Source organism: Coleofasciculus sp. H7-1 (assembly GCF_057473865.1).
Window position 1 is genome coordinate 115,991 of record NZ_JBYCCT010000014.1, and the last position, 25,831, is coordinate 141,821.

A 25,831-nucleotide genomic window follows, 5' to 3' on the forward strand; every position below is an offset into this window, starting at 1 on the left:
TTTCCCAGCTAAATTGTGTTTTAGTTTCAAACCCATATCCACAGCGGTACTAAATACTCACAAAAGTGGAAGCAGCACTACTGAGAAAAGTACCAGCATTCACCCCAGCCAATATAGCCAGGGTTTGGTTAGTGGAACTGTCAATAATGCTGGTATTGCTACCTTGCTGAATAATTGAAACCTGATTCAATTTCAAACCCCCGACTAACCCAATGTAGTCTTGACCAATTTGGAAGTCGCGGATGGTGTCAGTGCCTTCCCCTTTGGCAACTGCGAAGATATCTCGCCCCAAACCTCCGGTGAGGATATCATTCCCCAAGCCTCCGTAGAGTCGGTCATCGCCCCCATCTCCCCAAATTTGGTCGCTGCCTGCCTCGCCGTACAGGGTATCATTGCCGCCACAACCATTGATGCGATCGCTACCCGTCCCACCGTAGATTAGGTCATCCATGCCCATCGAACCTCCGGCTAACACGTTACTGTTGAGATCGCCAATCAGAGTATCGTTGCCGTCGTCGCCGTAAATCCGGTCTTTTCCCAGTCCCCCCACAATCGTGTCATGACCGCCGAAACCAATGATGCGATCGTCTAAAGAGGTTCCTACCAAGGTTTCAGAAAGCGAAGTACCGTTAATGACATTGAGGGGCGCAGTGTCATTGTCAATGTTGGCAACAACGACATCTTGAGGGTTGAGTCCGTTGTATTTGGCGTCAGTGCTAATAGCAGGGGCAGTAACGATGCTGTAGGCGATATTCCCATCGACAAGTACATCGTCAACTCCTTTTACCGTAATGGTTTGAGCCAGATTCCAGTTATTCGGAGTAAAGGTCAGCGATGGCGTGGAGACGCTGCCTTCTGTCGTATCGGAACTCGCTAAACCAAGGGTGACGATAGCCGTGGGTTGGCTATTGAGTTTAACCGTAAATGTCGCAGTACCTCCCACTTCGGTGGTGTTATTGCTGATGGGGGAAATCGTGAAGCCAGCAGTGTCATCATCTAGGATGGTACCGACTGCTTGAGAATCGGCAATCTTGGCGTTGATGGGGTTGGAGAGATTAACAAAAAAGGTTTCATTCGCCTCATCCACATTGTCACCAATGATAGGAACAGTAATGATTTGGCTGGTGACACCGGGGGCAAAATTTAGAGTGCCTGCCTTGTTGGTATAGTCGTTGAGAGCGATCGCGCTACCGTTAGCAGTGGCATAATTGACTGCGATCGCTAGAGCGCTAGCATTAGAAAGACTAACGGTAAAGTTAGCTAATTTAGTGCCGCTATTGCCTTCGGTAACGATGGCATCGCTAATGGTGAGGCTGGGGATAGCATCATTGTTGTTAATGGTGCCAACTCCGGTGCCTTTGGCAATAGTGGCGTTAGTTGCAGCAGTCAGATTAATGTTGAAAGTCTCGTTGGCTTCAAATTTGGTATCGCCGTTAACTGCAACAGTGATAATTTTGCTAGTTTCACCCGGTGCGAAAGTGATTGGGGTAGGAGAAGCGATCGCATAATCCCCATCCGCTGTCGTAGCAGTCCCATCACTGGTGTTGTAGTTTACCGTCACAGTTTTACTAGAAGCAGCAGAAAGAGTGACAGTGAAAGTCGCGTTGGTACTACCACCATCGCCTTCATTAATAGGGATATCGTTGATAGCAAGACTGGGAACTGGATCGTTATTGATAATGATACCTAAAGCTTGGTTGTCAGCGACTGTGGCGTTGCTGCTGGCATTTTTTAGATTAACAAACAAGCCTTCGTTATCTTCATTGAGGGTGTCACCCTTCACTTGGACTGTAATCGTTTTCTCCGTCTCACCGGGGTTAAAAGTTACAGTGCCACTGGTATCAATGTAGTCACTGCCAACTGTGGTTTTGTCGTCAGCGGTGGCGTAATCTACAGTAACGACTTGACCAGAAGCAGCAGACAGTTTAACGATAAAGGTGAGGTTGCTAGTGCCGCTGTCGCCCTCAAGGATACTGGTGTCGCCGATAGTAATACTGGGCGGGTTGTCGTCGTTAATAATCGTTCCAGTGCCTTGGTTATTAACGATTGTGGCTTTGCTGGGATTGGACAGATTGACTAGAAAAGTTTCGTTGAGTTCATTAAGGGCATCGCCGACGATTGGCACACTGATAGTTTGTTTTGTTTCACCAGGGGCAAAAGTGAGAGTGCCATTGACACTGGTGTAGTCGTTATTAGTCGTAGTAGCAGTACCGTCAGATGTGCCGTAATTTACTGCAACAGTTTGACCAGAAATAGCGGACAAATTGACGTTGAAGATGGCGTAGTTAGTGCCGCCGTTAACGCCCTCAATGACCAAGACATTATCAATGGAAATACTGGGTGGGGCATCATCATTGTTGATAGTGCCAATGCCCTGGTTATCAGCAATTGTGGCATTACTGGGATTTTTTAGGTTAACGAAGAAGTTTTCGTTAATTTCATTGAGAGTATCGCCTTGAACTGCTACCTTGATAGTTTTTGTGGTTTCACCAGGGGAAAAAGTAAGGGTGCCGTTAATCCCGGTAAAGTCAGATAAGTTCTTGGCAGTACCATCGGCGGTTTCGTAATCTACAGTAACGGGTAGACTGGAAGCTGCTGAAAGGGTAACGGTAAAGGTGGCATCGGTAGTGCCCAGGTTGCCTTCCATTAAGCTAAAATCACCGATAGTAAGACTGGGTATCGGATCGTTATCGGCAATAGTGACAGTAGCAGCGTTATTGCTACCAATAATGTAATTTCCATTTGTCAACTTTAGCTGGAGTGTTTCTGACCCTTCGTAGAGAGTGTCATCATTAGGTGTAAGAGTGATATCTACGAAGTCACTACCATTAGGAATGACAATTTTGACATTTGTACCGCTACTCGCAAGGGTGCTGTTACCACTGAGGTTATAGTCACTGGCACTAGCACTGCTACTGCCATCAATGGTCATATATACAATCAAGTCGCCGAAAGTACCAGTGCGACTGATGCGGAAAGTACCAGTATTTGCGCCGGTTTCCCCCGCATTGGCATCTATGGAGGTGAGATTAACAATTGGCGTGTCGTTGTCATTGTTAACTACAGCCACATCCGCTGGGTTGATGTTGTTGTATTTGATGTCAGTGCTAACTGTTGCAGCGGTGATGATGGAATAAGCGATGTTGCCATCAACAATCGTGTCATCTACGCCAGTAATGGTGACAGTTTGGGGAGTATTCCAGTTATTAGGAGTAAAAATTAGGGATGAAGTGGAGAGAGTCCCCTCAGTTGTATCGGAACTGGTTAAACCGATAGTGACATTAGCGATGGGAATTGTATTCAGTTTTACGGTAAAAGTCGCAGTAACTCCAGCTTCTGTAGTCGTCAAATCTGTAATTGGAGTCACTGTGACACCAGGAGGAACGGGAACCGAATTAGCAGCTTTGGGTGTTCCATAGATGGGATTTCCGCCAACGTCGGTGCCGTTACGAGTCACGCCATCATTTCTGTGCCAATTGCTATCAGTATCGGCGGCGAGGGGATTCGTTCGTTCCATTGTTAAACGGACGGTGGGAGTACCTGTGACATTCGCGCCAGCAGGCCACGCGCCGCCGTTTCCATTGGCAGTGTCAATCACAACGCCATCTGGTGTTTTGAGTGTCAGTGTCTCCCCACTAGCATTGCCAAGGGAACCTGTATAAATTAAGTCAGATGGGATGCTGTTGACGGTTGTATTATCCGTGCGCTCTAACAGAAAGTATCCACCAGCGGGAATAATTTTCCCCGCTTGGAAAGTGATACTGGGAGTGCCATCGCCAGATGTTAGCGTCCAGCCACTCAAATCGATTGCATTAGCAGTGGGATTGTAAAGTTCAATCCATTCATCATTGAAGTCAGCATTAGTTCCCATCCAGGCAACTTCGTTAATGACTACGTTTAATGGTGCAATGTTGGGATTGACGGTGATATCGAAAAACTTAATTACTGAAGTGTCTGCACCGCCGTTAGCAGTGCCGCCATTGTCCTGAACGGTGACACCAATCGTTGCAGTGGCGCTGCTGCCAAGGCTAGGAGAGGGAGTGTAGGTCAATTGACCCGTAGCATTAATGGTGGGCGCAACTTTGAAGATGCCGGGGGCGCTGTTGCTGACAATCTGGTAGCCGAGAAGCGTTTGGCTGGATTCGTTAGCTGGCCCCGGATTGAACCCGGTTGCCCATCCGGTGACGCTTTGCGCCCCTGTGCCTGCGGTGACAACTTGATTCGTTCCTGGCGTAAAGGTGGGAGCGTCGTTGACGGGATTAATGGTGATGCTAGCCGTCTCAATCGCGGTGCTGAAGGAAGATAACCCGCCAGTACCGTTAGTGGTGATATTTGCAGTGCCGCCGTTAGTTCCAGTAGTTTGATCCCAGGCGCGGAAGGTGATGCCTGCGGTTACGGTGCCGTTATAGTCGGCACTGGGGACAAAACGGATTCGGGTGTCAGCGTCTGCTGCCAGCAATTGTGCTGCGCTTTCTGATGGTGTGAAGGCTGTCCAAGTGCCGCCGTTGGTTGAGAACTGCCAAGTGCCATTGGTATTATCCGCTGCCGTTACGGCGATTCCTTTGGCATCTCCAGTGTCTAAATCTGTGACAGAAGTGGTAATAAGCGAGGAAATTAAAGTGCCTGGGTTGCTGGTAGGATCTTCGTTAATCGTTGTTATGATAGGCGACCCGCTGTTATCTAGTACGGGGGCACTATTAATTTCAAAAGAGACGAACTGGGTGGGAATGCCAAAACCTGCACCGAAATTATTGTCGCTGACAAGCACTAAAGAGCGTTTCCCATTTGGTAAAGTGGGACCAAGCGTCATGCCTTCAAAATTACCCAGAGGCAAGTTTGAAGCTTGGAAATCAGCAATCAGAGTTTTCTTGACAGGTGTGATGCCACTGCCCGGAAGGGTGGGAAAACTACTAATATCAGTGGCTCCTTGCAGAGATACCTGATATAGTCTTAAGCTGCCTCCACTAAAGGGGTTTACAAAACGGTCTATCGCCAGGAAGGTATTATTATCGAGTGCTAATAGTTCCGAAATACCGTTTCCAGCGTCAGTATTGTAGAGAAATTCTGCTCCTGGGTTGCTTGTCAACAAGTCATATCTCAAAATGCGGGAAGGACTGCCAGCACTGCCTGTTGGCGCAAGACCATCTTGTTCTAAAGCAACTTCCGTCGCTGTAAATAAAACCTGTTGGTCAGGCGTAATAGTCAGGCTTTCAAAAGCTTTATTACTGCGGACACCTTGAGTTGTGTCTGCTGATACGTCAAATTTAGGACTAGGAATAGACAGCGATAAATTTTGATTTCCTGTTGTTAGGTTAAATTGGTTAATAAAGGGCTGTGCGTTTGTAGAAGAAAATATTCCTTCTGAAGAAATGAAGGCATTCCCACCGCTGGTAAGGGCGATGCCTTCTGTATCAGAAATGTTCGCTGCAAAGGGGGTACCGCCGGAGTCTTTCAAGGTTGTAACACCTGTGAAATTAATCGTTCCTAAGGAACCCGAACTCAGATCGATGTTGAGGGTGTAGAAGCGAACCGCGCCGTTAACATCGTTTTTGGCATCGGAGATAGCGTAGTAAGTATTAGTAGCGGCATCGTAAGTAATGCCTGATAAGCCGCCGACTGTGGTTCCTGAGTAGTTGTAAGCTGAATCAAATGTTGATCCCCCGATAAACTTGAAAATTTCTAAAACTGAGGTGTATTCCTGCATGACTGAGGAATCAAATGCTAGGGGTGTTTCAATTGACCCTGTTTTGACTTCCAGATTCCAGTCACCGCCTAACGCTACACTGCCAGTAAGGTTATTGGAAGCGGCAATATTTGCCCCCATCAGCTGACTTAAATTTTCTACAAAGGCAACACCAGGTGCGCCAGATGCCACATTGCATCCATACAGGAGAATATCGGCGTCAGGTATTAGCGCAGATTTCCACTGCTGCAAAAAGTGGGTGTAAGTTTCTAGAGTATCTGCACTTAGCTGGCTTGACCCTAGTTGCAAAGTGCCTTCTTTGCCGTGGGAGACAATATGAATTGCCTTGATGTTGGTGCAATCCTTCAGCACCTCTGTAATCTGCGTTACTCCATCTTGTCTTGGGTTGAGGATAACAACCTGAGTTCCTGGTTTGACTCCTGCTGCAAGACTCTGGTAATTTTCAACTGTCTCATCAATGAAGACAATCTCTTTGTTGGGGGAAGCTTGAATAGGAGAAATCGCTGCTGTGTAGAAGTCTCCATTCTTGAGGCTGTAAACAGAGTTGTTTAGTTGTTGATTTAGGTCAGAGGAATGATTGCAGAGGTCTTGCATGATTAAATTTCCTTATGAATTAAGCTGAATTAGACATCAAAACTGGGGTGCAACGCGATCGCGCACCAAATATCATGAAAAAATTTGACAAATATTGCTAAATATGCTTTTTCTGCCGCTCATCTATGAAAATTCCCATCGCCATTCCTTCACTCATGTATCTGTTACCGCTTCTCTCGGCTTCACTTAGGCATTGGTGGTAATTCTCAGTTCTGGAACTTATAGCCGTTAAATTGAAGCGTGTCGATTTGTTTAATCTGTAGTGTAGTCTTCAGCACATTTCAATCCTTTCTGCACTCACCTGACACTCTAATTGTTTCCTACTTCAGAAAGATGACAAAAAGTTCATGATAAATTTATGAAAAATTCACTGTAACTTTATTTCCGCTTTATATAGTTTTTTGTTATAGGGATTTATCAATACTTCTCAGATAAGAACCTAACCCCTAACCTTTTCCCTATTAGGGAAGGGGAGAAAGCAAAGAAGTCTTGGCTATATCCGTCAACCCTAACCAGAACGATGTCCAATTAGGGTCAACAGACGATTACCGATTGATTTTCACTTAGCTAGATTGTGGTGAAATCATCGCTGGTAAGGGTGTTCGCTTGCACTCCAGTGAGTGTCGCTAATAGTTCCCCGGTGTTGGCAATACCAATCAAAGTATCGTTTGCATTCGCACCCGTACCTTGGGTAATTGTTAGATACTCCAACTTCAAACCGTCGGACAATACGATTAGGTCTTGAGCATTGGTGAAGTCAAGAATTGTGTTTGCGCCGCTGCTATTGGATAAAACAAAGCGATCGCAACCACTACCACCTAATAGTGTATTCTGACCAATACCACCATTCAGCCAATCATCACCGTCGCCACCTGCAAGGTAATCATTTCCTTGTCCACCCAACAGAGTGTCGTTACCAATCCCGCCACGCAGCAAGTCATCGCCACCCAATCCTTCTAGCGTGTCATTGCCACCTTGACCGTTAATGACATCGTTAGAAGCAGCAAAACCTTGGGTGTTGTTATCCAAATCGTTAAGGAAAGTGACGGTATTTTTGTTGAAAATCTGTTTGAGATCCTCGTTAGCGTTAGCAATGTCAAAGCTTTGCTGAATCTGTGTTTGTCCGTCAAAGAGAATATTGCCGATGTCTACCGACGCGCCTGTAGATTGTTGGAGGTTATTCAGGTTTTCGAGGCTAAAGTTTTTCAGGACGACATTCGTGTTTTCAACGCCGTCGAATGCGATCGCTAAATCATTACCCGTTTGAGTTAAAAGTAGATTACTGGCAGTTAAACCAACACCTTCAAATTTGAGCGTATCGACTTCGGCAATAATATCTGCGGATGGATTATTTCCCCTTCCTATACCGCCAAAATCTGTAATAGTGTCGGTGCCATCACTGCTACGAATCACAAAAATATCTTGGTTGCCACCGCCGGTCAGGATATCATTTCCTTGCAGACCGATCAGAGTATCATTCCCCGCTTTCCCGTCAATGCGGTTATTACTATCGTTACCAACCAAAGTATTAGAACTTGCGTTGCCATTAATTGGTAAGGTAAAACGGGCGACTAGCGGATCGTGGTCGCTGTCTTGAGTTGCAAACTCGGCATTGAGATGCACCACATCAATTTCTGCCGTCGTGTTGAGATTTTTACTGACCAAAATGTGGTCAAGTGCCTGAGAATTACCCTCAAAAACGTAGGTATATTGTTCATTTAGCGGCAAAGTATCAATCAGGTTCGTGAGGTCGTTCCCTTTCAATACTTCTAACGGCTTCGAGAACTGAAAATCATTGAAATCGCCCATCACTACGACATTGGCATTGGGGTCAACCGCCAGCAGGCTATCTACAAAGTTATTAACTGTAGCGGCTTGCTGTAGACGTTGTGCTTCTGAGGTGAGTGTCGGCGGTTGAGAACTTCCGAAAAGAGGTTGATCGCCACCTTTTGAGTTAAAGTGGTTGCCGATGACAAATACTTGATTGCCGTTGAAGAGAAACTCACCGACCAAAGGCTTGCGACTGTCGGCAAAAGCATCACCATCGGAGAGGTTGGTGTCAATGATGCGACCCGGACTAGCGGAAAGTTCTGCACCCTCTGTTCCGCTATTTGCGGTGGTATTGGTCGTGGAAGTGCCGCCAGGACGGTCTACAAACTGAACGCGATTTGACTTAAAAAGGAAACCGACGCGGATATTGCCTCCCGGTTGACCGCCATCTTGGTCGTCTACCGGGTTAATTTGACGGTATTCGTAAGTCGGGCCACCCAAAGATGCGATCGCATTTATCAGCGTTTGGTAAGTTTGGTTGGCATCAACGACACTATCATTGGTGGCACCATTGTTGTCTTGTATTTCCTCTAAGCTAATAATGTCTGGTGACTTGAGGTTGTTGACGACAATATTGCCAAGGCTGGTAAATTTAGCTTCGCCATCACTGGGGTCGAGATTCTCGACGTTAAAACTAGCCACCGTTAGCTGGTCGGCACTTCCAGTTAATGCAGTCGTTTCCCGCGTTAAATTTCCAGAAATAACATTAGGTAAAGGTGCTGTGTTGAGAAGCTTATAATTGCCAAAGCTGTAGTCGATGACGCCAGTGATGGAACCATTGAAAGTGTCGCCGACATTCACCTGAGGTTCACCGTTAATAATGGCATTGTCGATAATAATTCGTTCCGGGTTAAAATCCCCAGGCTGAACTACAATACCGCCCCTCTCCGTTCGGGTGCCAGCATTCACACCACTGTCAGCCAGGACGGGAATTTCCCCAAAATCATTGGTAGGTCCTACCGCTACCGCGTTGTTCACCTGCACCCGCATTCCTTCCAGGCTTTCGTAGAAGTCAATGCCGTCTTGCGTCGGGTCGAATATACCTAATCCATCATCATCAATAACTTGAGTTGGAATCGTGCGTCCACCCTCACCCAAAATAGTGCTACCAGGTAAAGGATTGCCCTTAGAAATCGTTGCAATCCCTGCATTTCCCACCATAATTTGAGTCGTGGAGAGATTGCTGCTATCAGAACCGCCAGGAATGGATTCATCAACAATACCGCTAACCAGAATAGAGTCGCCAACGCTGACTTTGGGTGTTATCCAAGTAAGGACGAAAATCCCTTCCGAGGTAGCATCATTCGCGTCCGGATTCGGGTCTTGGAGATAGAATCCATTCGACCGGACTGCGGTGACGATACCAGGTACTTTATAGACCAGCTGACCGACCAGTGGCGATGTATGGCTTGCACCTTGAATATCGTGGATACGAATATTACCAGCTTCTAGTTCGTCGTCAGTCACCGTAACGCTAATTGTACCGCTGGTATATTGGGTTGCAGAAGCTGTTAATGTCACCGTTTGAGAACCCTCCACAAACGGATCGTTGACTGCATCAATTGCGAAGGTTGCTGATGCCTGATTTGCCGGAATGGTTACAGTTGTCGCAACAGTGGCTTCGCTGGTGTCGCTGCTGAGTAAGTTAATCGTGACCGAATTTGATAAGTCTCCCGTGCGGGTAACAGTTGCAGTGGCAGCACCTGTACCCGCCGCTTCTGAAAATGTGGCGGAGTTAACAGTTAAACTGAGGGATTCTGTTATTCCACTGCCAATATTCGTCACTGTAAATGCACTACTGGGCATCGTCAATCGAGTAGTGTCATTTCCCGTCCAGTTAGCTGGGTTGCTGATTTTTGCAAGTAACTCTGCCTTAGTTCCAGAAGTGCCGTTAGTAATGTTATAAGTTGCGTTATCAATTTCTGGGATAGATACCGCTGTCAATCCGTTTGTTAATCCTGGCGGTAATGCAGAGTTATTGTTACTGGTCGCATTCTCTGCCCATTCTGAATCGTTACTATTTATTGCATAAATAAAAGTGGGATTGCTTGCCAATCCCTGGTAGGCAAGGATTTGATCTCCACCGCTCGAAAGTTTCATTGAACCAACGCCCGGATTGACAATTTCGCCAACCGAGTAATTTTTATTTGCTGTCCAAGTCAGGGTACCTTCACCCTTTCTAAATTCATTGCTGCTTTGCCAACCTTTATTTGTAAAGTGAATTGTAGTTCCAGAATCAATATCTTTTAGCAAAACAAAGGCAAATTGATCGGGATCGTCAAAGTTGAAACCGATAATGGCGATGTCACCAGCAGCAAGCGTTGTCGGAGCCATAGAAGTCTCTTTTCATTTTCAATTGTTGTCTGGAACTGTGAAGTCAACTAGGAGCAGTAGGAGCGATCGCTCTCATCCCATTTTTTAGGAGCGATCGCTTTCTCCTACTGCTTCTTCACAAATTTTGCCCTTTGCATTAGGCGGGGCAAATTGAGCGAACCTATCTGTGGTAAAACAGATACTTTGGCAAAATCTATCTCTCCAGGAAATTGCTTGTTTGCAGCTAACATCATCAGCACTCAGCTCAGTGCTAACGGCAGGATTTCAAACTTTCCTAAGCCTAAACAGCGCCACCCTGACCATATTCAGTTAATGTTAAGAAACCCTGATACTTACCACAAGTATAAATTAAGCTAGGATGAACTTGTAGTAGATTCACGCAATCTTCATAAACTATCCCGGTACCAAGAAATCATCATCTCTGTAGATATACTGAGAGTGGCAAGAAGCGGGCTAATACTTGTCGGCATCCACCCTCTATCTTGGCTACCGTGTATACACAAGTGACTCCTGTGTGCAAGGGAGCGCTCCCAGACCTAACCCCCCGCCCCTTACAAGGGAAGGGGAGCTATCTTCAAAGCCCCTCTCCGTGTCGGAGAGGGGTTTGGGGAGAGGTCTGCCGACTTGTGTATACACAGTTAAAAATAATTGTAGGTTGGGTTGAGGAACGAAACCCAACCAATGCTTATGTTTTGTTGGGTTTCGTTCCTCAACCCAACCTACGCGAACTAAGCCCCTCCCCATCCACAGGGAGGGGAGAAATAGCCTTTGTCCATTCACGGAAACGGGTAGCTTTGTGTGCAATGCAAGATGCACATCAGCTTCGCACTTGAAATCATACTAAATCTGAGGCTGAAGATCCGATAAACTGTAATAAACCGACTTGTTGCATCCGCTCTTTGAGCCAGTTATTAAACATTTCGTCAATCAAGCGACGGCGCATTTGTTCATCTAGCTGCGCGGGCAAGAACTTTTCGAGTCGAACGATTGCATACCATTCTTCCAGACGAGTGGGAGGCCATAGCTGCCCCGGCTGACTAATTGATAGCATTTTTGCGATCGCTGGATGCATTGCACTCAACGTCACCGGGCCAATGACTCCCCCGGTGTGAGCCTCTGTTCCTTGGGAATATTCTCTCGCTAACTCTGCGAAAGATTGCTCTTTTTCCTGAATTCTAAAGTAGGCTTCCTGGGCAATTCCTACATCTTTGGTACGAATTAAAGAACACACTACCTGGTCGAGACTTGCTTTGCGAGCGATAAAATAAGACTCGACCTTTGAACTCCAAGTAGCCATCTTAAACTTCTCTAGCAACACGGGTCGTACAGCTAAGTCTTCCAGTTGTTCTAAAGTCATGCCTTGGGATGCCGCCCAAGCTTTTAGCGCTTCCGGGGAGGTGAGTTGGTGCGACGCGGCAAACTGCTCTACAGCCAATTTGCGCTCTGCATCTGTGCAAGAATAGAGCGCGATCGCTTCGTCAATAATTATCCCTTGCAAAAACTGGGGCAGCAACTGATAACGACTTAACAAAGACGGAATCTCATCTGCCTGAATTACCTTGCTGCCAACTTTAAAAATTTCCGCCATCTCAAACGCAGCTACCCGTTTAAGTTTTCCCCGATTGCATGGGTAGCAAAGGATTGGTTCTCAAACCTTTGCTACTGACCAAATCCTATAGCAAATTCAGTCGTTATCTTTAAAAAAGTGCCGATTGAACCAGATAATTGCCGGATGACGCTACTACTATCTTTGCTGAAATCTACAGATAGAGCGGATGATTTAACAGCGTGTAAAGATGAAATAATTTCCTAAGTTAAGCGATCGCGTAACACCATCCTCCGCGACTGGCACTTCAAATAGACCAAATTTGCAAGCAAAGTGGGTATTATCTATCAGGATGCAAGGCACATCTTGATTGAACATTTTGGTGTGAAGGAAGACGCGATCTTCCTCAACATGGATAGTCAGCGTATCCAAATCTGACGTGTAGCTGCCCGCATAAGACGCCCAAGCCGAGAAATCGGGCACAAACGAAGCATCAAGTTCGATGCGTTCGCAGGGCGAAGAGTTGACCATAATATACCGCGTCGGCGCAGCTGCTTCGAGGATAAAACCGACAGAAATTTTTTCTTCGCTATCTGGCTTTTGTGCAAAATAAAGGTCTTTTTTGAGCGCCTGTAAAGGCATCACCTGTTGGTTTAACTCAAGATTGAGCTGGTCATCCACCACCTGAATCTGGAGCAACCCCGTCTGAGGTCCCAAATATAATCCTGTATACTGCGACCATAAAGCGGTATCGGGCGCGATCGCTTGCGGCTTCGGTGTCTGCTTTGGCAGATTCAGGAGTTGGTCAAAGATGCGGTTGACGATTTTGTAAGCAGCGAAGTCAGGCGCACGACGGTTGAACACCAGCGAAACTGCAACATCAGCCTCCGGAACCATCAAAAACCAGCTACCAAAGCTGCTAATCGCACCATTGTGTCCTATCCGGCGTATCCCCTTGTAGGGGTCAACCATGAAAGTCAGTCCATATCCCGCACCTTCTGCCGTATACCAGTCTGCATGAAGTGTTTGCATTTGGGCAACCGATTGGGGCGAGAGGATCTGGCGATCGCCAAAACAACCCTGGTTCATGTGCATCATCGCAAAGTTTGCCAAATCTAGCACCGTGGACATGATAAATCCCGCCGGATAACCAGCCGTATTGTCAGCAAAGCGGCGATCCACACTTAACGTCCCATCCTGATTCTGGTTGTGCGATTGGGCAATTGGATAAGTCATCGCCACCGTCGGATCAAATGTAGTGCGTTGCATCTCCAAAGGGTCGAAAACCAACTCTTGCATCAGTTGTGTAAATGGCTTACCGCTGACCAGCTCAGCGATATAACCAACCACCATAATGCCGGGGTTGCTATAGGAATACAGCTTGCCGGGAGGTGCAATAATCGGGTACTTCGGTATCTGGTCTCGGACGTAAGCCTCAAGTCCCTCTGGATCGCGCCGACCAAAGTTTTGGGCATCTGTAGGGAGTCCAGAAGTATGAGTCATCAGCATCCGTAGGGTGATGCGCTCAGCGGCTCCCTCCTCGCTGAGCGCGAACCAATCAATGTAATCTTTAATCGGTCGATCTAGGTCAAGGTTGCCCGTCTCAACCAGCCGCATCACCGCAGTCCCAGTCAGCGGCTTGGTGACAGAACCAATGCGAAACAGAGTTTGCGGGGTCACGGGGATTGAACCATCTTCCAGGCTGGTGACACCAAAACCCCTGGCATAGATGACTTCCCGATTTTGCACAACCGAAAGCGCCAAACCTGGGATAGCAGAGGCTTTCATCTGTTCTTCAATTTGCTGTTCTAATTGATAAAAGTTAAGCATTTGTCTCTACATCCAGAATTTTTGTCCTTAACGGATTTCATCGGATATTTTGCATCCGGGTAACAGTGAGGGCACTTCTGCGTCCCTAACTAACGGTTACGCAGACTAAACCCGCCTTGTATGCCGTAATGATTCGGTTCGTTCCCCCAAATCCATTACAGTTTAAAGAGATAACTAAAATCCGATCCTTAAGCTTATAGGGAAATCTGGAATGCATTTGAGTGAAATTACTCATCCCAACCAGTTGCACGGTCTATCAATTCGTCAACTTCAGCAAATTGCCCGTCAAATTCGGGAAAAGCATCTCCAAACTGTAGCCACCAGCGGCGGTCATTTGGGACCGGGATTGGGGGTCGTGGAACTAACATTAGCTTTGTATCAAACGCTAGACTTAGACCGCGATAAAGTGACCTGGGATGTCGGGCACCAAGCCTATCCGCACAAGCTGCTCACGGGGCGGTATCACCGCTTCCACACGCTGCGCCAAAAAGACGGCATCGCCGGTTATCTCAAGCGGTGTGAAAGTAAATTCGATCACTTCGGTGCCGGTCATGCTTCCACCAGTATTTCATCTGCCTTGGGTATGGCGATGGCGCGAGACCTCAAAGGCGATAACTTCAAAGTAGTGGCGGTGATTGGCGATGGGGCACTTACTGGCGGTATGGCGTTGGAAGCAATTAACCATGCCGGACACTTGCCCAAAACGAACCTGCTGGTGGTGCTGAACGATAACGAAATGTCGATTTCTCCCAACGTCGGCGCGATTCCTCGCTACCTGAACAAAATGCGTCTCAGTCCGCCGATGCAGTTTATTACAGATAATCTGGAGGAGCAATTTAAGCATATTCCCTTTGTGGGTGAATCCCTGACCCCAGAACTGGAAAGGGTGAAAGAAGGGATGAAGCGTCTGGCAGTTCCTAAGGTAGGGGCGGTATTTGAGGAACTCGGCTTTACTTATATGGGGCCGGTGGATGGTCATAATTTAGAGGAACTGATTGCCACCTTCAAGCAAGCACACAAGATGCAGGGGCCAGTCCTGGTTCACGTAGCAACTGTGAAAGGGAAAGGCTATGAGATAGCTGAGAAAGACCAAGTCGGCTACCACGCGCAATCCCCCTTTAACCTAGCCACGGGTAAAGCGGTTCCCTCCAGCAAACCCAAGCCTCCCGCTTATTCCAAAGTTTTTTCCCACACGCTGGTTAAACTTGCCGAGAATAATCCCAAAATTGTTGGCATCACAGCAGCAATGGCGACTGGCACGGGTTTAGACAAACTCGCCAGCAAACTGCCCAAGCAATACATTGATGTCGGCATTGCCGAACAACACGCTGTCACTTTAGCCGCCGGTTTGGCTTGTGAAGGGATGCGACCCGTTGCCGCGATTTACTCGACTTTTCTGCAACGCGGCTACGACCAAATCGTTCACGATGTCTGCATTCAAAAATTACCCGTCTTCTTCTGTCTTGACCGCGCCGGAATTGTCGGTGCTGACGGTCCGACGCACCAAGGGATGTACGATATCGCCTATCTGCGCTGTCTCCCGAACATGGTGTTGATGGCACCCAAAGATGAAGCTGAATTGCAGCAGATGATCGTGACTGGGGTTAACTACACCGATGGCCCGATTGCTATGCGCTATCCTCGCGGCAATGGCTACGGGGTGCCCCTGATGGAAGAAGGCTGGGAAGAACTACCCATCGGCAAAGCAGAAATTTTGCGCCAAGGCGATGATGTTTTGATACTGGGTTATGGTTCGATGGTATATCCCGCCATGCAGGCAGCGGAGATTTTGAGCGAACATGGAATTGAAGCGACTGTCGTCAATGCTCGTTTTGCTAAGCCGCTGGATACTGAGTTAATTTTGCCTCTGGCTCAGCAAATTGGTCGGGTGGTGACGCTGGAAGAAGGCTGCGTCATTGGCGGCTTTGGTTCGGCTGTGGCAGAAAGCTTGCTGGATAATCATCTGATGGTGCCGATCATGCGGATTGGCGTGCCTGATGTATTGGTGGATCATGCTACGCCAGAACAGTCGATGGCGGAACTGGGTCTGACACCGGCTCAAATTGCTGAGCGAGTGCGGAAATCTTTTAGTCCTCAGCTGTCAGCAGTTATGGGTTAAAGGTAGGTTTTTTTAACGCAAAGGTACGCAGAGGTTAACGCAGAGGTACGCAAAGATATCGGTTGCGCTTTGGGCGTTCTTTTGCGTTAATCCAAAATTACCCTAAGTATTTTTGGGAGAAGGCAGAAGGTAAAAAAGCAGTTTGTCGGGTAAATATCGGCTAAGTTGTTAGAAACTATCATATTGATGACTAACAACTCACAGCCGATATGTCTACCAAAACTCAAGTTTATCCGGTTATTTGGAACCAAGACCGCGTTTTGCTCATCGACCAAAACCGGCTGCCCACTGAGTACACGTTTGTTGAAATCAGCTGCTGCGAGGATATGGCGCAGGCGATTAAAACGATGATTGTCCGGGGGGCACCGGCTATCGGTGTTGCTGCTGCCTACGGGATGTACCTGGGGGCAAGGGAGATTCAGACAGACAAGCATGAGGAATTTTTGACCAAGTTGGAGCAAATTGCCGAGATGTTGCGGCAAACTCGTCCAACTGCGGTTAATTTGTTTTGGGCGATCGCGCGGATGTTGAGAACTGCTTATGAGTCTCTCGGCACCGTGGAACAAATCAAATCTATTCTACTCACTACTGCTAAAACGATTAATGCAGAAGACTTGCAAACTTGTCAGGCAATCGGCGATCATGGTTTAAAAGCTTTACCCTCTAAGCCCCATAAACTGGTTATTTTGACTCACTGCAACGCTGGAGCTTTGGCAACTGCTGGCTATGGCACTGCCTTGGGCGTTGTTCGTTCTGCGTGGCGAGATGGGCGTCTGGAGCGAGTCTATGCCGATGAAACTCGTCCTCGCTTGCAAGGTGCGAAGCTGACTTCTTGGGAATGCGTCCAAGAGGGCATTCCCGTTACGGTGATTACCGATAGCATGGCTGCTCACTGCATGAAACAGGGTTTAATTGATGCAGTCGTTGTCGGTGCTGACAGAATTGCCGCCAATGGTGACACTGCTAATAAAATTGGCACTTACAGTCTGGCACTGGTTGCCAAGGCTCACAATGTTCCTTTCTTCGTTGCTGCACCCCTCTCTACGATTGATTTTGAGTTATCTTCTGGCAACAAAATTCCGATTGAAGAGCGCCACGCTTCGGAAATCTACCAAGTTGGCGATACGCTTCTCACCCCTGCTGGCGTGGAGTTTTACAACCCAGCGTTTGATGTCACTCCCGCTGAATTAATTTCAGCAATTATTACAGAGTATGGCGCGATCGCGCCCAGTGAGTTAAAACAGTTTCAGACCAAACAAATGGTTTAGAAGGGTGCAACAATACAACTGAAAAAGAAAAAGGAACGAACCTTGGTAAAAACTACAGCCAAAACCAAACGACATCTTTTGGAAAACGCACCAATCTGTAAATTTGCGGCGTCTACAAAACCAAATTCATCGCATCTTTACAATTGGCAAGCTTCCCTCAAAGATCGGAAAAAAATACTCTTTTTCGCAACGGGTCTACTAACGATAGGGGGTTTGGTATTAGTAAGTAATCCCATTGCTTTGGCACTTGGGTTTCCTCCCATGTTGAACTGCGGCCCAGTCAAGCAATCAGCAGTGGAAGAAAATATTGAGGCAATCAACTTAGCTCAAGAAGCCCATTTTTCTGATAAAAAATCCTTTGCCAACGACTTTAATAAGTTGGGAATCCGCCTTCAAAAGCAGGGAGATGACTACGAATATTCAACTCGTGCCACTGCTTCGGCTGCCTTTAGTTACGGAATATCCCGAAGTAAAGGACGTAACAGTTACGTTGGGGCTGTGTTTGTAGTCCCTGCTACTGAGGTAAAATCCAAAGCGGCTGCTACCCGTGAAATGACAACAGTAACTATTCTGTGTCAAGCGAATGCTCCCGGTGCAATCAAACTAGAGCCAGCTTATCAAAATGGCGAAGTCGCTTGCGGTTCTAACACCACAGAAATCTACCGTTACTCGCCTTAATGATAGATAACTCGGAAGAAAGTTTAGATTTTGAATTGGCATCTAAGCAATCCAAAATCTAAACTTTTCAGGAATTTCTCATCTTGCCAGTGAATACTTCTTAAAGCATTTTGTACTTTGCACGCACGCCAAGCACAAAATACTATATCGGCTTTATTTACTGAAAAAGACTGAAGATGAGCATCTACCTCCGAGCTAAGTGGTTACAATATTTATTTAACAAAAACAAAAATGAAGGTTTTGCCTTCATTGAAATTTTGGTTATTATGATAATTGTTGGTGTTTTGGCAGCTATGGCTTTGCCTAATTTTTTGGGTTGTGCCAATAAAGCCAAACAATCGGAAGGAAAACAATATATCAGCTCTATAAACAGAGGACAACAAGCTTACTATTTAGAAAATGGTACTTTTGTTGCTTCTCTTCCGAAACTGGATCAAGGTATTCCAACTAGAACAATCAATTATGAATATTCTCTTCGGGCAACAAAAACAACAGTATTTAACTACGCGATCGCTCAAAAAACTGCCTCAAAACCGCTGAAGAGCTATGTTGGGGCTGTCTTCATAGTACCTACATCTAATGTAGACAAGAAGGCAGCTAAAAATCACAAGGCAACGTTAGCAATATTATGCGAGACAGATACCCCTAGTAGCAAACCTCCCGCCGATCCAACTTACCAAAAGGGTGTCCTGACTTGCGGTTCTAATACTCATCCGCTACCCTAGTACCACACCTAAAAAATATAGCGATCGCCTGAAACAGCAATTTTACAAATCAAGCAATTTACCGGAGGCAATCATGCAACTTAAGAAGAAAAAAGAACAAAAATTAGTAACAACACTATCCCAATTTAATTCACCAACTCCCTCTAACAAAAAACTGGAAAATGTCACAATAAATCCAGATTTAAGCAATCAATTAAAAGCAAATATTTTTCCTAAAAAACTGAATAATTTATTAGTTTTTTTAGGGATTAGGATACTGGGTGTTATGGGTCTGGGAGCCTTATTAACTGTCGGCGTATTTTACGCTATTAATACAGTTTCTATGGATTTTTGTGGTGGAAAAATGCAATCAGAAGACACTACCCAGCCTCGCTAAATCCAAAAAAGGCGTATGGTGGAGATTGCCCACCATAATTGATCAATAATGCTTAAAAGTTATGCTTCCTGATGTTGTCAAAGGCTTTTTGTTACTGCTGTTTATATTAGTCCCTATAGAAAAAATATTCTTTTTACACAAACAGAAGATATTTCGTAAAGGATGGGGAACAGATGCCATCCATTATTTTATCGGTTACTTTGTTGGCAGAACGGCAGGAATAGCAATTAGTGGAATATTAATAGGGCATCTTCTCAGAAGCTTAATCAATTCAGAATTACAAACAAAAGTTGCCTCTCAACCTGTATGGTTGCAGTTTATAGAAGCACTTTTAATCGCTGATACTGGATATTACATTGCTCATAAACTCACTCACAAGATTCCTTGGCTGTGGAAATTCCATGCGATTCACCATAGCGTAGAAAATATGGACTGGTTGGCTGCGGTGCGTCTGCATCCCATTGACCAAATATTTACAAAAATTTTTCAGATAGTCCCTCTATACATATTAGGCTTCACTAAAGAAACATTCACTGTATTTTTTCTTTTTGGTGCTTTTGAAGCCTTCTTTATCCATGCCAATATCAAGATTGGATTTGGATGGCTCAGGTGGATAATTGCTACACCAGAATTTCATCATTGGCATCATACTGCCGATCGAAAGTTATATGACAAAAACTTTGCGGCTCAGCTTCCAATTTTAGATTTAGTATTCGGCACCCTTTATATGCCTGCGGGTAAAATGCCGGAGAAGTATGGTATATCTGAGCCTGTGCCTTCTGGGTATCTTGGACAAATACTCTACCCGTTTTTTAAACGAAAAAAGTTTATGAATCATGCTAAAAAAATAGAGAGTATATAAAAAAATTTGATATTTTAAAGTTTTTATTTCTAATTGTGAATAATGACATCTCAGTATTACGGTTGCTATGGTAGTGAGATCGAGATGCCACTCATCGGAAAGTTTTATGCAAATAATGACTAAAATAACCAGTCGTTTACGCCCTTTACCTGTAATTTTAGGGATTGTCGCTTTCAGTGTAGGTGCTTTAGGTGCCGCGATCGCGATCGCAGACATCGACATCCAAGCGATCGCGACTGGCAAATATGCAAACAAAGTGACGGTAGCACAGTTGCAGCAAGGAAAACTAAAGCCAGTGTTCCTAATTGATGTGCGATCGCCAGAAGAGTACGCTAAAGATCATATTGCCCAAACTCCACTGGTACCCCTGACTCAGATTGAAACAGGGATAGGAGTTGAGCGCGTTAAGGCATTGGTGAAAAAGAGCGTTCAACCCAATCAACCCGAACCAACGGTAGTGTTATATTGCACCAAAGGAGCGCGTTCAACTAAAGCCTACTGGATGTTAGAGGGGACGGGGTTAAAGATGGCAGTCTTATCTGGCGGCATCACTGCATGGCGGAAAGCCGTGCCTGCGGGACAAGACAAAGCGGTATTATCTCCAATTATTTTACAGGCTAAGAAGTTGAATTTTGACCAACTTCCTGCAAAAACTGATTGAATGCAAATCAAACCCAGATTACTTTTTGCTCAAGAGTTGGTTAATTTGACTTTGCAGCTTTTCTTGTAATAGTTGTGCGTGTCGGTAAGCAGTGGTTCGCTCTTGCCGCGCCGAAGTTTTTGGTTCGGGAAGTTGCTCGTCTTCAACAGCTTCTGTTGACCAAGTTTGATAGAGAGGCTGAATAAAATAACGCAGCCGACTTCGCATCGCCCAAACACCCATTGATGGGAAGAGAATAAAGGCGAACATCAAAAAAGATAGAGGCAAGAAAGGCAAGTAGATGGCTCTTGCAAATTTTTTGAGATTGATTGCCCAAGGATGCAAAGATTCATTGCCGATGCAAGCAACTGGCAGAATGGGAATGCGATAGCGATCGCTTAACTGGATAAAACTTGGATGAAAAGTGTCTAACTGATAACGTTTTCTCCAACCTTTCCCCGGCCCGCGTATGCCCTCCGGGGCGTATAGTAAGATTGTTTTTTGAGCCACCGCCGCTTCAAATTCATCAGCTTCTGCCCTAACACCACCCAAAACTTGCGACCATCCCGGAGGTAGCCACCAAATCACCCAGGGATGTTCAAACAAAGAAACACCCGCCAGCGGTTGCACAATCCATTCCCGTGTCTGACTTAAGAGAGTTCCTAATCCCAAAATATCCCAAGGAAAAGACATTCCCGCATGGTTCATTGATACAATCAATGGCCCGGTTTGAGGTAAATTTTCGAGTTGTTGTAGTTCTCCCTGGAAATAATATTTCACAATTGGAGCTAGCACTTCATCTCGGAAAGCTTGCTGATAATTTGGATCGAACTGCCCTTCTCCCTGGTGGGGGGAACGAAAACCGAGACGTATCCAGCGAATCAGCAACGCCAGATAAAATCCCCCAGGAATTAGAAACAATCCATACTCCAGCCAATTCCAACCATCGGGATCGGCGTGATAGTGTTGCCAGTGGCGGTTGAATAAAATCAGCCAGCCTGGAGGATACCAAAGACAAAACCAATCAAACCAATTCCAGCAATAATCGTGAATACGCCCAGCCATGCCATCCTCAATCTCGCCCTTCTCGCCAAACCGCAACAATCGCACTTTAATCTCCTAATCGTGTTCGGCGCTATATTACCCGATATTCCAATTTTTGTTTTCTACCTTGTGGCGAAATATATTCAACACCTACCGAAACGCCAAATCTGGTCAACCGCTTACTACCAACCTTTTTGGCAAAATATTATCCACCTATTTCATTCAATTCCACTCGCTTTAATTGGGGTAGCGATCGCTCACTACTACGGGTGGAAACCCATTGAAATCGTCTTTCTGAGCATGATGCTACATTCCCTCGGAGACTTACCCGTCCACAGCGATGACGCGCACAGGCATTTTTTACCCTTCAGCGATTATCGTTTTATCAGCCCTATCTCCTATTGGGATACTAACAAATACGGCACGATTGTTTCTTTCGTTGAGCGGTTGCTGGTGCTGGTAGCGACAGTTTACGTCTTCGGGATGGTTCACTCCTACATCGGCAAAGCACTACTCATAGCCGTTAACTTGATTTACTGGCTCGGTTATCTCTACTTCTCTGTTTTCTAAGTAGGGACACAACGCAATGACCGATTTCTACGATAATACTAACTTTTTTGAAAGTGCCGAAAGATATAAGCGTTTTCGGAACACGTCGCCTGTCCTGGCGGCAATGCGCCTGTCCATTGGGCTATTTTAAATGGTTTTGCGATCTCTCCCACCATTCCAACTGGGCTGAGAATACTGGCTAATCAAGTCAAGCGTGTATTTCAGGACTTACGCAAAGCTTATACATATAGCGTTTTTTCGGGTTCAATCCCCCTGTGGTTGCCCTTACTATGTGGTGATATTTGCGTAAGTCCTGTATTTGATCTTACCGTGGGTTTTTCTCCACCTCAATGAAACCATCCTGCCCTCCTGAAGTCGAAGAGAGGTTGGGGGCGAGGTTCCTCCACTGTCCTACTTAAAACTGGTAGCCCCCTGCGACTCCTCAATCGCTTTAATTGCTTTGGGTTCGGAGGATTCTATACTTGAACCGTATAGGTCTACGAATCTTTGAAAAAGCCACATTGTTTCATGATTTGAAACCCTATTTAAGCTAACTAACCGCTGTATATTTCTTTGGGCTAGTTTCTGTAGGTAGGGCAAATCTTCAAACAGTGTCAAACAAGAGGCAAAATGCAAGATAATTTGCAATAAAGGTCTGGGCCACTCCAAGTCACTGTAAATGTCTACCAAGAATTTATGTTCGGTGTTACTGAGCGGAATGGCATTGAAGATTACAACGATCCTTTTGCCATTGTAAACCGGAATGCTGAGTTCAACCGTATAGGGACTATGCAATGTTAAGTCCACTTCAACGATAGGTTGTCTCCAAATTCTTAAAGGATTGATTGGAGAATTTAAAACGGTTTGGAATTTCACCATTCCACCGATGGCTGTAGGCTGGAAATAACTCACATTAATAATTTTTAAGTTATTCAGGCTAAAGTTGTGAATGCTTTCCAAATGTTTTAAATTCAATAAATGATAGATTTGGCAGAGATAGGGAAAAGGTAAAATATATTCCTGCCCTATCATGTGCTGCTCTTGCAATTCAAGCATTCTGGCTTGAATTGATAGATATCCTTCATACTGGTAAGAATTTGCATCGGCTCGGTAGTTTTGGATTATGCCTAAAGTATCGCTCGTTAAGCTTTGATCTGGCTTTAAATACAGCCAACTTAGAAAGAAGAAAGAAGCTGTAAATAAGTGTATAACTTCTATCGCTGATAAATAGCCATCAGCAAAGGATGCAACTGTTCTATCGGTGATTCCGAATAGCCAAGATGGAATCCCAAATACCCAAATTCCATTCTTGAAGTTGGTGATAAAAAGAGAAATTTCTAGGTACTGATTGTTTATGACTTTAAAGTCATTTTTTTGAAGAATATTGCTAGACATAATAATTCAAAAGATTGAAATTTTTTCTACTGATTCATGCTTGACTCTGCACTACCAATGGTGCTTCGCCGCCTGTGCTAGATGCGATCGCTCGTCTTTTGCTGGCGACTTGATGCCCCTAGAAAAACCCTCCGAGTGCCACCTGTCTTAAACCTGCTTTTGCCTTGAGGTTGGCTTTAAAAGGAGCCAGCTCACAAAGAAAAACGTCGCCGTAGCTAGTTGCGCGATGTCTGTGGCAGAAAGATATCCATCTGAAAATGAAGCGATACTTCTATCGGTAATCCCAAATAGCCAAAAGGAAATACCGAAGAACCATAGACCGATTTTGAAGTTTGCCAAGAACTTAGCAGCTTCTGTTGGTTGCTGGTTATTCATTTTTTTAGCCTTTTTTCTGAGGAGACTTAATCGTTATTTAGCAATTAAAAGGCTTGAGGACTTTTAATAACTCCTGACATTTCCATTGACACTTCCATGTTAAAAAATGTTTCATTTACTTGCCATGCGTCCAAAGAGGGAGTTGCCAAAGTACCAGAGAAATCAACAAAAGGCAAGGAAAATGTATATTAAACTACTAAAAAAGCGATAAGCTCGACAGCATAGAGGTTTAGCAGCCTTCAAGTCAGACAAAAAAAGCGGGAAAACTGAGTTTGAAGGGAAACAGGGATATTCGTTGATAAAATCCTTGAGGACGTGATGCCGGTTTGTCGGTGTGAAGCTGAATGGCGATCGCAATTGATTTTGGAACTAGCAATACGGTTATCGCTCGCTGGAATCCAGCCCTCCAGCAACCAGAAACCGTGAGCCTACCTGGGTTATCGGTCATCGCTGGGCAGAATCCCCCCCTGATTCCCAGTTTGCTCTATGTTGAGGATGCTGCACTCTCGACGGTAGTGGTGGGGCAAGCTGTACGCGATCGCGGTCTCGATCTCACCACCGATGCCCGCTTTTTCCGCAGCTTTAAACGAGGAATTGGTGCTGATATTCAAGGATTTCTCCCAGAACTGGATGGGCAGTTCGTTACTTTTGAGCAAGTCGGGCAATGGTTCCTCAACCAGCTGATTGAGAAACTCCATGCCGTTACCCCCGATGTAGGACAGTCTCTGGTATTAACGGTGCCAGTAGACAGTTTTGAAGCCTACCGCAAGTGGCTGGGGCAGGTATGCCAATCTCTTCCGGTGGAACAAGTGCGGATGTTGGATGAACCCACAGCGGCTGCCTTGGGCTATGGAATGAAAGATGGGGGTGTGGTGCTGGTGGTAGATTTTGGCGGCGGGACGCTGGATCTTTCCCTGGTGCGGCTGGATATGACAGAAACTCAGAAGCCACTTGGTTTTATTCTCAAATGGGGAAAAAAACAGCTAGCTGAAAAGTCAGGACAGAAGGCAAAAACGGCCAGGGTATTAGCGAAAGCTGGACAAAATTTAGGCGGTTCCGATCTGGACAACTGGGTTGTTGATTATTTTGCCAAAACTCAAGAATTGAAGCCGACACCTTTGACGACACGATTGGCAGAACGGTTAAAGATTCAGTTATCTGTGCAAACAGAGGCGAATGAGGTTTATTTTAATGATGAAACTTTTGAGAGTTACGAACTAGAACTAAATCGCGATCGCTTTGAAGCCATCCTCAAAGAACACCAATTTTTTGTTCGCTTAGATGAATCGATGACTCAAGTGTTGCAGCAAGCGCGTCGGCAAGGCATCGAAGTGTCAGATATTGATGCTGTTTTATTAGTGGGCGGTACTGTACAAATCCCCGCCGTACAGACGTGGGTGCAGCAATACTTTGACAAGAGCAAAATTCGTTGCGATCGCCCCTTTGAAGCGATCGCGCAAGGTGCCCTCCAGCTGAGTCAAGGCGTCGAACTGCAAGATTTTCTCTACCATAGCTACGGCATCCGCTACTGGGATCGCCGGAATACCCGCCACAACTGGCATAAGCTAATTAACTCAGGGCAAGCTTACCCGATGAGCCAACCTGTGGAATTAGTTCTGGGTGCTTCGGTGGAAAACCAACCCAGCATCGAATTAATTATCGGAGAGTTAGGCGCTGAAACCGGCAGCACAGAAGTGTATTTCGATGGCGATCGCTTAATCACCCGTCGTCTGGGCAGCGACCAGACATCGGTACAGCCCCTCAACGACCGCGAGGGTGCCCGTACCATTGCCAAGTTGACACCACCGGGGTATCCAGGAAGCGATCGCATTAAACTTATGTTTCGCGTCGATCGAGATCGCTTCCTGCGAATCACCGTTGAAGACCTGCTGACCAATCAAACACTATTGGACAATCAGCCTGTCGTTGAGCTGAGCTAGGTTTAAGTCATCAGTCCTTATA

16 protein-coding genes are annotated in these 25,831 nt (G+C 45.8%); 9 read left to right on the forward strand and 7 right to left on the reverse strand.

Going from position 1 to position 25,831, the window contains the following annotated elements; all coding sequences use genetic code 11:
• Window positions 1-49: 49 nt before the first annotated feature.
• From AC2VDX_RS04100 to AC2VDX_RS04115, 4 genes are all read right to left on the reverse strand, one after another.
• Window positions 50-6,298: a Calx-beta domain-containing protein gene (locus AC2VDX_RS04100; RefSeq protein ID WP_378176109.1), complete on the reverse strand. Its 6,249-nt coding sequence runs from the start codon at window positions 6,296-6,298 to the stop codon at window positions 50-52.
• Window positions 6,299-6,865: 567 nt separating this feature from the next.
• Entirely contained in the window at window positions 6,866-10,462 is a 3,597-nt protein-coding gene (locus AC2VDX_RS04105; protein WP_378176112.1) for an endonuclease/exonuclease/phosphatase family protein, read from the reverse strand.
• A gap of 835 nt (window positions 10,463-11,297) precedes the next feature.
• Complete coding sequence (locus AC2VDX_RS04110) at window positions 11,298-12,050, reverse strand: peptidylprolyl isomerase (RefSeq protein WP_378176115.1); 753 nt, start codon at window positions 12,048-12,050, stop codon at window positions 11,298-11,300.
• Between the two features lie 192 nt (window positions 12,051-12,242).
• Window positions 12,243-13,838 (reverse strand): serine hydrolase domain-containing protein, encoded by a 1,596-nt coding sequence (locus AC2VDX_RS04115; RefSeq protein ID WP_378176118.1) that lies wholly within the window; start codon window positions 13,836-13,838, stop codon window positions 12,243-12,245.
• A 211-nt stretch (window positions 13,839-14,049) separates the two neighbouring features.
• On the opposite strand from AC2VDX_RS04115, the gene dxs reads away from it, so the two are divergent.
• The 7 genes from dxs (at window position 14,050) to AC2VDX_RS04150 (ending at window position 20,527) form a co-directional block, all read left to right on the forward strand.
• Window positions 14,050-15,957, forward strand: a complete 1,908-nt coding sequence (dxs, locus tag AC2VDX_RS04120; protein WP_378176121.1) for a 1-deoxy-D-xylulose-5-phosphate synthase — start codon at window positions 14,050-14,052, stop codon at window positions 15,955-15,957.
• A 209-nt stretch (window positions 15,958-16,166) separates the two neighbouring features.
• Window positions 16,167-17,225 (forward strand): S-methyl-5-thioribose-1-phosphate isomerase, encoded by a 1,059-nt coding sequence (gene mtnA, locus AC2VDX_RS04125; protein ID WP_378176124.1) that lies wholly within the window; start codon window positions 16,167-16,169, stop codon window positions 17,223-17,225.
• A 42-nt stretch (window positions 17,226-17,267) separates the two neighbouring features.
• Window positions 17,268-17,903: a type IV pilin-like G/H family protein gene (locus tag AC2VDX_RS04130; RefSeq protein WP_378176127.1), complete on the forward strand. Its 636-nt coding sequence runs from the start codon at window positions 17,268-17,270 to the stop codon at window positions 17,901-17,903.
• A gap of 176 nt (window positions 17,904-18,079) precedes the next feature.
• Window positions 18,080-18,628 carry a type IV pilin-like G/H family protein gene (locus AC2VDX_RS04135; protein ID WP_378176130.1) on the forward strand — a complete coding sequence of 183 codons (549 nt, stop codon included), beginning with the start codon at window positions 18,080-18,082 and terminating at the stop codon, window positions 18,626-18,628.
• 73 nt (window positions 18,629-18,701) lie between these two features.
• A complete protein-coding gene (locus AC2VDX_RS04140; protein ID WP_378176133.1) occupies window positions 18,702-19,004 on the forward strand; it encodes a hypothetical protein in 303 nt (100 codons plus the stop codon).
• Between the two features lie 61 nt (window positions 19,005-19,065).
• The gene (locus tag AC2VDX_RS04145; protein WP_378176136.1) at window positions 19,066-19,866 is read left to right on the forward strand and encodes a sterol desaturase family protein; all 801 of its coding nucleotides are present in this window, start codon (window positions 19,066-19,068) and stop codon (window positions 19,864-19,866) included.
• Window positions 19,867-19,972: 106 nt separating this feature from the next.
• Complete coding sequence (locus AC2VDX_RS04150; protein ID WP_378176139.1) at window positions 19,973-20,527, forward strand: rhodanese-like domain-containing protein; 555 nt, start codon at window positions 19,973-19,975, stop codon at window positions 20,525-20,527.
• 18 nt (window positions 20,528-20,545) lie between these two features.
• Here the strand turns inward: AC2VDX_RS04150 and AC2VDX_RS04155 are convergent, their stop codons facing one another.
• On the reverse strand, window positions 20,546-21,571 hold the full coding sequence (locus tag AC2VDX_RS04155; protein ID WP_378176360.1) for a 1-acyl-sn-glycerol-3-phosphate acyltransferase: 1,026 nt from the start codon (window positions 21,569-21,571) through the stop codon (window positions 20,546-20,548).
• Here AC2VDX_RS04155 and AC2VDX_RS04160 point away from each other — a divergent pair.
• Complete coding sequence (locus tag AC2VDX_RS04160; RefSeq protein WP_486928102.1) at window positions 21,554-22,120, forward strand: hypothetical protein; 567 nt, start codon at window positions 21,554-21,556, stop codon at window positions 22,118-22,120. The genes AC2VDX_RS04155 and AC2VDX_RS04160 overlap by 18 nt on opposite strands.
• A gap of 390 nt (window positions 22,121-22,510) precedes the next feature.
• Here the strand turns inward: AC2VDX_RS04160 and AC2VDX_RS04165 are convergent, their stop codons facing one another.
• Both AC2VDX_RS04165 and AC2VDX_RS04170 read right to left on the reverse strand, forming a co-directional pair.
• Window positions 22,511-23,494: a hypothetical protein gene (locus AC2VDX_RS04165; protein ID WP_378176146.1), complete on the reverse strand. Its 984-nt coding sequence runs from the start codon at window positions 23,492-23,494 to the stop codon at window positions 22,511-22,513.
• A gap of 147 nt (window positions 23,495-23,641) precedes the next feature.
• The gene (locus AC2VDX_RS04170) at window positions 23,642-23,869 is read right to left on the reverse strand and encodes a hypothetical protein (protein WP_378176149.1); all 228 of its coding nucleotides are present in this window, start codon (window positions 23,867-23,869) and stop codon (window positions 23,642-23,644) included.
• Window positions 23,870-24,213: 344 nt separating this feature from the next.
• On the opposite strand from AC2VDX_RS04170, the gene AC2VDX_RS04175 reads away from it, so the two are divergent.
• Window positions 24,214-25,809, forward strand: a complete 1,596-nt coding sequence (locus AC2VDX_RS04175) for an Hsp70 family protein (protein ID WP_378176152.1) — start codon at window positions 24,214-24,216, stop codon at window positions 25,807-25,809.
• Window positions 25,810-25,831 lie beyond the last annotated feature (22 nt).